The organism is Paracoccus sp. (in: a-proteobacteria) (assembly GCF_030536915.1).
Classification (GTDB): Bacteria; Pseudomonadota; Alphaproteobacteria; order Rhodobacterales; family Rhodobacteraceae; genus Paracoccus.
The window spans coordinates 18,870-28,728 of sequence record NZ_JAUNPC010000032.1 but is presented as its reverse complement, the minus strand read 5'-3'; the positions used below and the strand labels follow the sequence as shown (position 1 = coordinate 28,728).

At 71.7% G+C, this 9,859-nt stretch carries 10 protein-coding genes; 7 read left to right on the top strand and 3 right to left on the bottom strand.

The features are described from left to right. The 3 genes from dinB to Q4F04_RS07675 all read left to right on the top strand — a co-directional run. Positions 1-1,014 (top strand): DNA polymerase IV (gene dinB / locus Q4F04_RS07685; RefSeq protein WP_303369250.1); only part of this gene is annotated, 1,014 nt, incomplete at its 5' end. Between the two features lie 60 nt (positions 1,015-1,074). Further along, positions 1,075-1,941, top strand: coding sequence for an EamA family transporter (locus tag Q4F04_RS07680; RefSeq protein WP_303369249.1), 867 nt, complete (start codon positions 1,075-1,077; stop codon positions 1,939-1,941). Between the two features lie 270 nt (positions 1,942-2,211). After that, positions 2,212-2,538: a DUF6280 family protein gene (locus tag Q4F04_RS07675; protein WP_036704285.1), complete on the top strand. Its 327-nt coding sequence runs from the start codon at positions 2,212-2,214 to the stop codon at positions 2,536-2,538. 52 nt (positions 2,539-2,590) lie between these two features. On the opposite strand, the gene Q4F04_RS07670 is transcribed toward Q4F04_RS07675, so the two are convergent. Both Q4F04_RS07670 and Q4F04_RS07665 read right to left on the bottom strand, forming a co-directional pair. Then, a complete protein-coding gene (locus Q4F04_RS07670) occupies positions 2,591-3,310 on the bottom strand; it encodes an LrgB family protein (RefSeq protein WP_303369248.1) in 720 nt (239 codons plus the stop codon). Further along, a complete protein-coding gene (locus Q4F04_RS07665; RefSeq protein ID WP_303369247.1) occupies positions 3,307-3,660 on the bottom strand; it encodes a CidA/LrgA family protein in 354 nt (117 codons plus the stop codon). Before Q4F04_RS07665 ends, Q4F04_RS07670 begins: the two co-directional genes overlap by 4 nt. Positions 3,661-3,785: 125 nt before the next feature. On the opposite strand from Q4F04_RS07665, the gene Q4F04_RS07660 reads away from it, so the two are divergent. From Q4F04_RS07660 to Q4F04_RS07645, 4 genes are all read left to right on the top strand, one after another. Beyond that, positions 3,786-7,232, top strand: a complete 3,447-nt coding sequence (locus Q4F04_RS07660; protein WP_303369246.1) for a chromosome segregation SMC family protein — start codon at positions 3,786-3,788, stop codon at positions 7,230-7,232. A gap of 112 nt (positions 7,233-7,344) precedes the next feature. Next, complete coding sequence (locus tag Q4F04_RS07655) at positions 7,345-7,800, top strand: RidA family protein (RefSeq protein WP_303369245.1); 456 nt, start codon at positions 7,345-7,347, stop codon at positions 7,798-7,800. Between the two features lie 91 nt (positions 7,801-7,891). Further along, on the top strand, positions 7,892-8,644 hold the full coding sequence (locus Q4F04_RS07650; RefSeq protein WP_303369244.1) for a glycerophosphodiester phosphodiesterase family protein: 753 nt from the start codon (positions 7,892-7,894) through the stop codon (positions 8,642-8,644). Then, entirely contained in the window at positions 8,641-9,366 is a 726-nt protein-coding gene (locus Q4F04_RS07645) for an SDR family oxidoreductase (RefSeq protein ID WP_303369243.1), read from the top strand. The genes Q4F04_RS07650 and Q4F04_RS07645 overlap by 4 nt, the downstream gene beginning before the upstream one ends. Here the strand turns inward: Q4F04_RS07645 and Q4F04_RS07640 are convergent. Further along, positions 9,363-9,827, bottom strand: a complete 465-nt coding sequence (locus tag Q4F04_RS07640; protein WP_303369242.1) for a PTS sugar transporter subunit IIA — start codon at positions 9,825-9,827, stop codon at positions 9,363-9,365. The genes Q4F04_RS07645 and Q4F04_RS07640 overlap by 4 nt on opposite strands. Between the last annotated feature and the right edge of the window lie 32 nt (positions 9,828-9,859).

Sequence of the window (9,859 nt, the reverse complement as noted above, 5' to 3'; positions counted from 1 at the left end):
CAGCGCGACAACCCGGATCTGCGGGGCAAGCCGGTGGCGGTCGGAGGTTCAACCCTGCGCGGCGTCGTGGCGGCGGCCAGCTACGAGGCGCGGCCCTTCGGCGTACGCTCGGCCATGCCCTCGGTGCGGGCGAAGCGGCTCTGCCCCGAGCTCATCTTCGTCAAGGGCCGGTTCGAGGTCTATCGCGCCGTCAGCAACCAGATCCGCGAAATCTTCGCCCGCTTCACCCCCCTGATCGAGCCGCTGTCGCTGGACGAGGCCTATCTGGACCTGACCGACCACCTTGAAGGCCGAACAGCCACCGCCATCGCGCAGGAGATCCGCGCGCTGATCCGGCTTGAGACCGGGCTGACCGCCTCGGCGGGCGTCAGCTACAACAAGTTCCTGGCCAAGCTGGCGTCCGACCAGCGCAAGCCCGACGGCCTTTACGTCATCCCGCCCGAGGCGGGACCCGGCTTTGTCCTGACCCTGCCCATCGGCCGCTTCCACGGCATCGGCCCCGCCACGGCGGCCAGGATGGAACGCCACGGCATCCGCACCGGCGCCGACCTGCACCGCCAGAGCCTCGAGTTCCTGACAACCCGCTTCGGCAAGGCGGGCCGCTATTACTGGAACATCGCCCGCGGCATCGACGACCGCGAGGTGCGCCCGAACCGCGAGCGCAAGTCGATCGGCGCCGAGACGACCTTCTTCACCGACATCCACGACCTCGCCGCCGCCGCAGGCGCGCTGGAGCCGCTGGCCGAGAAGGTCTGGCGCCATGCCGGCCCGCGCGAAGTCTCGGGACGGACGGTGACGCTGAAGGCGAAATACACCGATTTCCAGATCGTCACCCGCGCCCACAGCCAGCCTGCGCCCGTCATGTCGCAGGCGGAACTGCTGGCGCAGGCCACGGCCCTGCTGCCGCAGGTGCTGCCCGATCCGCGCGGGGTGCGGCTTCTGGGGATCACGCTGTCGAGCCTCTGCCCCCTGCCGCAGGGTCCGCAGCCCGAGCAACTGAACCTGTTCGGCTGAGGCTTGCGGCGGCCGCATGGATCGGCTCCATTGCGGCGATTTTCCACGAAAGGGCGGCGGATGCAGGGGGGCGATCGCGGGCTGGTCCTGCTGGTGCCGGTGTTGTGGGGGCTGAACTTCCCGGCCACCGCGCTGATGCTGGACCATTACCCGCCGCTTCTGGCGGCCACCCTGCGCTTTGTCCTGCTGGCGATCCCGGCGATCCTGTTCGTCCCCCTCCCGCAGGTGAGGCTGCGCTGGCTGGTCGGCACGGCGCTGGGGCTGGGGGTCATGCAGTTCTCGTTCCTTTACATGGGGATGGCGGCGGGGATGCCGGCAGGGCTTGCCTCGCTGGTGCTGCAGGCCTCGGCGCCCTTCACCATCCTTCTGGCCGCCGCTTTCCTGGGCGAGCGGCTGACCCCCCTGCGGATGGCGGGCATCGGCCTTGCCGTGCTGGGGCTGGCGATCATCGGCGCCGCCCGCGCGCAGTCGGCGGCAATGCTGCCGGTGATGCTGACGCTGGTGGCCGCGCTGGGCTGGGCCATCGGCAACATCTGCTCGCGGCTGGCGCGTGCGCCGAAACCCCTGCACCTGACGATGTGGATGTCGATCGTCCCGCCCATTCCCCTGTTCCTGCTGTCGCTGCTGATGGAAGGTCCGCGAATCGCCCCCGCGCTGGGCGGCGCCTTCACGGCCGCGGCCATGCCCGCCAACCTAGGCCTGCTTTACATCGTCGTCTTCGCCACGGTCCTGGGCTACGGCATCTGGAACACGCTGATGTCGCGCTATCCCGCCAGCGAGGTCGCGCCCTGGTCGATGCTGGTCCCCATCGTGGGCTTTTCGTCCGCCTGGGTGATGCTGGGCGAAAGGCCCCGCCTTCTGGAACTGGCGGCCGGGGCGCTGATCATCGCGGGCGTGGTTCTCGCCAGCCGGACGACGCGGCAGTAACCTTTTGAGGAAAATTGCAGGCAACTTTTGACAGTCCCGAGGGTTGTCAAGCGTCCTCGGCGCCCCAAGTGCCATCAAATCGTCGCGTAAAGCGCAGTATAGGTGGATCGCTGCGGGCTTGCGTGGGATGCATGGCGGGATTGCGGGCAAGGGGATAACGAATCGGTGGCGCGACAAGCTAATCCTTCCCGACACCCTTCAGGGCAAAGAACACTCGGGGCGGGCGACCCCACTCCTCGCGTTGGCGGGGTGAGAAAGACAGGAAACTTCATGCGTGATTTCGTGGACGGCTCGGCATTCAATTTCGAACAGGGCCAGCGCGCCCGCAAGCTTTTCGCGGCCGTTGTCCTGGCGGCGCTGGACGACGCCATTGCGGATGACAAGAAATACGGCAACGGGGCCGAGCAGATCGCCCGCTGGGCCCGGTCGCGCGACGGGCGCGAGGTTCTGAGCTGCGCCGGCATCGACCCGAACGAGCGGGTGGTGAAGGGGCTGGTCGAATTCGTCAGCAAGGGCGTGCGCACCTCGGTCGCCCTGTCGCGCGAGGAAAGCGAGCGCCGCATGGCTGCGGAAGCGGAAGAAGCCGAGGCCGCGTAAGCCGCGGGTCCATCGCCTCACGGGCCGCCCCATCCGGGCGGCCTTTTTCATTTCAGCCGAAGAACCGCAGCGCCAGGGGCGCGATGATCGCCGTCAGCACGGCGTTCAGCCCCATGCCGATCCCGGCGAATGCCCCCGCCGTGGGGTTCACCTGGAAGGCCCGCGCCGTCCCGATCCCATGCGCGGCAGTTCCGACCGCAAGCCCCCGCGCCCGCCAGTCGCGGAATCCCAGCGCGTCGAACAGCGGCGTCACGATCATCGCGCCCAGAATGCCCGTCAGCAGCACCAGCACCGCCGTCAGCGTCGGCTGCCCGCCCAGACCCTCGGCGATGCCGATGGCGACCGGCGCCGTGGTGGACTTGGGGGCGAGCGAGGCCATGACCTCGGCCCCCAGCCCGAAGGCCCGCGCGATCGCCAGGGCCGAAACGACCGCAACGACCGAGGCCGCCACCAGCCCCGCGAGGATCGGCAGCGCCGCCGCCCGCATCTGCGGCAGGTTGTCATGCATCGGCAGGGCCAGGCAGACGGTCGCGGGGCCGAGCATGAAATGGACGAACTGCGCGCCTTCGAAATAAGTGGCATAGGGCGTCCCGGTCGCCATCAGCAGCAGGCCCAGCAGGATGACGGCGATCAGCACCGGGTTGGCCCAGCTTTGCCGCCCGGCGGCGCGGAAAGCCGCCTCCCCCAGCGCATAGCCTGCCAGCGTCGCCGTCAGCCACAGCAGCGGCCCTTGCGACAGATAGGCCCAGATCAGGACGGGATCGGCGCTCATCGCTCCTCCTGCCCGGTGAGCCGCGCGACCAGCGTGAAGGCCCCCGCCCCCGCCACCAGCGCCAGCACGGTCGACACAAGGATCGCCACCAGCAGCGCCAGCCCGTGTTCGCGCAGAAGCGGCAGATGCGCGACGATGCCGACGCCCGCAGGCACGAAGAAAAGCGACAGATGCGCCAGCACCCCCTGCCCCACGGGCCGCAGCCAGGCGGCAAGGCCGGGCCGCAGCCGCATCGCGCCCAGCAGCAGCACCAGCCCCACCACCGGCCCCGGCAAGGGCAGGCCCAGCCCGCGGGACAGGACCTCCCCGACAAGCTGGAAGCACAGGATGGTGAGAAGCGCCGGGACCATGCCACATGGTTAGCACGGGCCGGGCGGATTGGAAGCACCCGGCTTTTCGCCTTTCGGAAAACCGTGGCCCGCGTTGACTTGCCCGCGCGCACAGGTTGAATCGCAGCGGATAAAAGGAAATCCGCTTGCAGTTCGACCGCCTTCGCCTTTCCGGCTTCAAAAGCTTCGTGGACCCGACCGAACTGGTTATCTTTCAGGGGCTGACCGGCGTGGTCGGCCCCAATGGCTGCGGAAAGTCGAACCTGCTGGAAGCCCTGCGCTGGGTCATGGGCGAAAGCCGCCCCACCGCCATGCGCGGCGAGGGGATGGAGGACGTGATCTTCGCCGGCACCACCCGCCGCCCCGCCAAGGGCCGGGCCGAGGTGACGCTGGCCCTCGACAACCGCGCCCGGCTGGCCCCCGTGGGCTTCAACGACACGGACACGCTGGACGTGACGCGGCGGATCACGCGGGACGCGGGCTCGGCCTATCGCATCAACGGGCGCGAGGTCCGGGCGCGGGACGTGCAGATGCTGTTCGCGGATGCCGCGACCGGGGCGCAGTCGCCCGCACTGGTGCGGCAAGGGCAGATCAGCGAACTCATCAACGCCCGCCCCAAGGCCCGGCGGCGGGTGCTGGAGGAAGCGGCGGGCATCGGCGGCCTCTACCAGCGCCGGCACGAGGCCGAGTTGCGGCTGAACGGGGCCGAGCAGAACCTGACCCGCGTGGACGACACGCTGGAGCAGCTGGCCGCGCAGGCGGCGGCGCTGGCGCGGCAGGCGCGGACGGCGGCGCGCTACCGCGAGATCGGCGCGGCCCTGCGCCGGGCAGAAGGCGCGCTGGTCTGGCGCCGCTGGTCCGAGGCTCAGGCGGCGCTGACCGCCGCGCTTGCGGCGCTGGTCAAGGCCCGCGCAACTGCGGCGCAGGCCGAGGCCGCAGCCTGCAGGGCTACCGTCACACGGGCCGAGGCCGAGGCCGCCCTGCCAGCCCTGCGCGAGGAAGACAGCATCGCCGCCGCCATCCAGGCGCGCGCCTTGGCCGAGGCCGGAGCGCTGGACGAGGCCGAAGCCCGCGCCCGCGACAGCCTCGCCACGTTGACCGCGCGGCTTGCCCAACTCGACCGCGACATTGAACGCGAGGCGGCGCTGAACCGCGATGCGGGCGAGACGCTGGCGCGGTTGACGCGAGAGCGCGAGGAACTGGAGCAGGCTCATTCCGGCCACGAGGGCCGGCTTGCTGCCGCCCGGTCTGCGGCCGAGGACGCCGCCGCCGCCCTGCGCGGGATCGAGACGCGGCTTGGCGAACTCACCGACGAATCCGCCCGCCTCGCTGCCCGCCACCAATCTGCTGATCGGCTGGCCGCCGACCTGCGCGCCCTGCAGGCCCGCGCCGAGCGCGCCCGGGCCGAGGCCGAAGCCGCCGCCATCCGCGCCGAGACTGCGGGCCATGAGGCCGAGGTCACGCTGGCGCAGGCACAGACCGCGCAGGAAGCCGCCCGCGTCGCCGCCCTGACCGCCGAAGCGCAACTTGCCGCAGCCGAAACCGCTCGCGCCGCAGCAGGCGAGGCCGAGACCGCCACCCGCGCGACCCGCGCCCATGCCGAGGGCGAGGCCGCGGCGCTGGACGCCGAGCGAGCGGCCCTGTCCCGCCTCGTCGCCCGTGGCCGGGCAAAGTCGGGCGCGCTGCTGGACACCCTGACCGTCGCACCGGGCTTCGAGGTCGCGCTGGGCGCGGCCTTGGGCGACGATCTGCGGCTGCCCTTGGCCGACGAAGGCCCTGGCTGGCGGACCCTCGCTTTCCGCGACGACGACCCGCCCCTGCCCGAAGGCGCGGCCCCGCTTGGCGCGCAGGTTCAGGGCGCCCCTGCCCTTTCCCGCCGCCTTGCCCAGACCGGCCTTGTCGCGGATGCCGCAACCGCCGCCCGGATGCAGCCGCAACTTCGCCCGGGCCAGCGGCTTGTCACACGCGCGGGCGACCTGTTCCGATGGGACGGGCTGGCGCTGCCGGCAGGCCAAGCGACATCCGCCGCCGCCCTGCATCTGCAGCAGGTCAACCGGCTGAAGGACATCACCGCGCAGGCTGAATCCGCCCGCATCCGCGCCGACGCCGCCATCGCCATCCATGAAACCGCCCGCACCACGCTGAAGGGCGCAACGGGTGCCGAAACCTCGGTCCGCGAGGCCAGTCGGGCTGCCGAACGGGCGCTTTCGGACAGCCTTCGCGCCGCGACCCGCGCTGAATCGGACCTGTCGCTTGCCCAAGGCCGGGCCGAGGCCGCGCGGGCCGAGCGCGCTCGTCATGCAGGCGATGCCGCCGACGCGGCCCGCAGGCTGGCCGAGGCGCAGGCCGCCCTATCGGCCCTGCCCGACCGCAGCGCGGCGGCGGCAGCCGTCGATCAGGCGAAAACCGCCGTCGAGGCCGCGCGCATCGCCACCCTTTCCCGGCGCGGTGCGCTGGACGAGTTGCGGCGCGAGGGCGAGGGGCGGCTGAAACGGCTGGAGGAGATTGCAAAGGACGCCTCCGGCTGGCGCCAGCGGCTCGATCAGGCCGGAACCCGCGCGGCCGAACTGCAGGCGCGGCGGGATGTCACGGCGGCGGAACTGGCCGGGGCCGAGGCCCGGCCCGCCATTCTTGCCCAGCAGCGCGCCGCGCTGTCGCAGCGCCTCGCGGATGCCGAAGTCCGCCTGACCCGTGCCGGCGCGGCGCTTGCGGCGGGCGATGCCGCCCTGCTGGCCGCCACCGGTGCCGAGCGCGACGCCGAGCGCGCCGCAGGCGCCGCCCGCGAGGCCCGCGCGACCCGCGAAGCCCGCGCAGAGGCCGCCCGCGAGGCCGAGGCGCAGGCCCGCGCCCGCATCGCCGAGGAGGCCGGCACCCCCGAGGCCCTGGCCGAGACATTGGGCGACACCGGCGCGCTGCCTGCTGCCGCGCAGCTTGAATCCGACATCGCCCGTCTGCGGGCGCAGCGCGACGGGCTCGGCCCCGTGAACCTGCGCGCCGACGAGGACAAGCGGGCGCTTGAGGAGGAGCGCAGGACGCTTTCCGCAGAAAAGGACGACCTGACTGCGGCCATCGCCCGGCTGCGCGCCGGTATCGGCAGCCTGAACCGAGAGGGGCGCGATCGGCTGCTGGCCGCCTTCGACACGGTGAACGCCAGCTTCGGGGCGCTGTTCACCCATCTCTTCGGCGGCGGCGAGGCGCGGCTGGTGCTGGTCGAATCCGACGATCCGCTGGAAGCGGGGCTCGAGATCCTGGCCCAGCCGCCGGGCAAGAAGCTGTCCACGCTCAGCCTGCTGTCGGGGGGCGAGCAGACGCTGACGGCGCTGGCGCTGATCTTCGCGGTCTTCCTGGCCACGCCCGCGCCCATCTGCGTGCTGGACGAGGTGGACGCCCCGCTGGACGACGCCAACGTCGCCCGCTTCTGCGACCTGCTGGACGAAATGACCCGGCGGACCGACACGCGCTTTCTGATCATCACCCATCATGCGGTGACGATGGCCCGCATGGACCGCCTGTTCGGCGTCACCATGGTCGAGCCGGGCGTGAGCCAGCTTGTCAGCGTGGACCTTCGCCGGGCCGAGGCGCTGGTGGCGTAAGGGGCGCTGCCGCCAGACCGCGCCGGAATATTCGGCCCCGGCCGAACCCGGCGGGTGGCGGAACCGGATGGTCGGGGCTAGCCTTTGCGCCACCAGACCACGGAGGTTTTCCATGTCCCACGATGCCCGCCTGCGCCAGTTGAACATCACCCTGCCCGATGCGCCCATGCCGGCGGCGAACTATGTGCCCTTTGTGCAAAGCGGCAAGCTGCTGTTCGTGTCGGGCCAGATCGCGGCCGGTCCCGAAGGGCTGATCCGCGGACGGCTGGGCGAGGACATGGACGTGGCCCAAGGCGCAGCCGCCGCGCGGGCCTGCGGCCTTGCACTGATCGCCCAAGCGCGGGCGGCGCTGGGTTCGCTCGACGGGATCGTGCGGGTGGTGAAGCTGACGGGCTTCGTCAACTCGACGCCCGAGTTCACCGAGCAGCCCGAGGTCATCAACGGCTGCTCGGACCTGATGGTCGAGATCTTCGGCGAAGCCGGCCGCCACGCCCGCGCCGCCGTCAGCGCCGCCGCCCTGCCGCGCGGGGTCGCGGTTGAAATCGAGGCCATCTTCGAGACCGCTTGAGGCTTCATCTTCTTCGTTCAAATATCCCGGGATCGTCGTCTACGACGATGGGGGTGGCCCCCGATCCTGCCGCTTCCACCAGGGCACCGCCATGCTGCACCCCGACTTCCTGACCCGCCCCCTTGCCCATCGCGGCCTGCACGGGCCGGGCGTGCCGGAAAACTCGATGGCCGCCTTCCGCGCCGCCGTGGAGCGCGGCTACGGGATCGAGCTTGACCTGCAGCCCGCCGCTGACGGCACGCCGCTGGTGTTCCATGACGAGGAGCTGTTCCGGCTGACCGGAACCGAAGGCCGCGTGAACGCGCTGAGCGTGGCCGAGGCGGGCGCGCGGCGGCTTCTGGGGACTGATCAGGCGATCCCGACGCTGGTGCAGGTGCTGCGGATGATCGCGGGGCGGGTGCCGGTCCTGATCGAGATCAAGGATCAGGACGGCGCGCTGGGACCGGGGATGGGCAATCTGCCGGCGCGGGTGGCCGAAGCGGTTTCGGACCATGCGCGCCAAGGGCAGCCGCTGGCCGTCATGTCCTTCAATCCCCATGCGGTCCGCGCATTCCGCCAGGCCGCGCCGGCCGTCCCGGCCGGGCTGACCAGTTGCGCCTTTGCCGCCGACCACTGGCCCGGCATCCCGGATCGGCGGCGCGCCGCCTTGGCGCGGCTTGAGGATTTCGAGGCGGCGGGCGCCAGCTTCATCTCGCACGATCACCGGGATCTGGGGAATCCGGCCGTTGGGCGGCTGGCGGCGCGGGGCGTGCCGGTGCTCTGCTGGACCATCCGCTCGCCGGAACAGGAAGCCGCCGCCCGGCGTGTCGCCCGCAACATCACCTTCGAGGGATACCTGCCATGAGAACGCTTGTCACCGGCGGAACCCGCGGCATCGGCCGGGCGACGGCGCTTGCCTGCGCGGAACGGGGCTGGCCCACCCTGCTGGGCTACAGCCGCAACGAGGTCGCCGCAGCCGAGACGCTGGCCGCCATCCGCGCCGCCAAGGGCACGGCGAGCGCCCATGCCGCCGACATCGGCGATCCCGCGGCGGTCGCGGGGCTGTTCGATGCGGCCGAGGCGGCGATGGGCGGGCTGGACGCGGTGGTGGTCAACGCAGGCATCGTGGCGCCGGTCATGCCGCTGGCCGAGATGACGCCCGAAAGGCTGGACCGCATGGTGCGGGTCAACCTGACCGGGGCGCTTTACTGCGCACGCGAGGCGGCACGGCGGCTGGGAGACGGCGGCGCGATCGTGCTGGTGTCCTCGGTTGCCGCCAGATTGGGCTCGCCCGGCAAATACGTCGATTATGCGGCGACAAAGGGGGGGATCGACACGCTGGTGATCGGGCTTGCGGCGGAACTCGCCCCGCGCCGCATCCGGGTGAACGGCGTCCGGCCGGGGACCATCGCCACCGACATCCATGCCGACGGGGGCGAGCCGGACCGGGTGGCGACTGCCGGTCCGCAGCTTCCCTGGGGCCGGGTCGGCCGCCCCGAGGAGGTCGCGGCGGCGATCCTGTGGCTGCTGTCGGACGCGGCCAGCTATACCTCGGGCGCGATCATCGACGTGGCGGGCGCGCGCTAGCTGGCCGAGACGTCCTGCGCCGCCGCCAGCACCGCGTGCAGCGCTACCGGGTCGTCATTGGCACGCAGCTTGGTGCGCATGTCGCCGTCGCGCAGGGTGCGGCTGACCAGCGCCAGCGCCTTCAGATGCTCGACCCCGGGGCTGTCGGGGGCCAGCAGGGCGAAGACGAGGTCCACCGGCTGGCGGTCCACGGCGTCGAAGTCCATCGGCTTTTCCAGCCGCAGGAACAGCCCCGCCACGCGGTCAAGGCCGGGGATGCGGGCGTGGGGCAGCGCGACGCCGTGGCCCACGCCGGTCGCGCCCAGGCTTTCGCGTTCCTGCAGCGCATCCAGCGTCGCCGCGGGGTCCAGCTTGTAGGCCTGCGCGGCCATTTCCGCGATGTCGTGGAAAAGCCGCTTCTTGGAACTGACCTGCGCCTGCGAGCGGACCGCCGCAGGGGAAAGAATGTCGCTGATGCGCATGTGCTGCTGTCCTGCCCGTCCTTGGTCCGCGG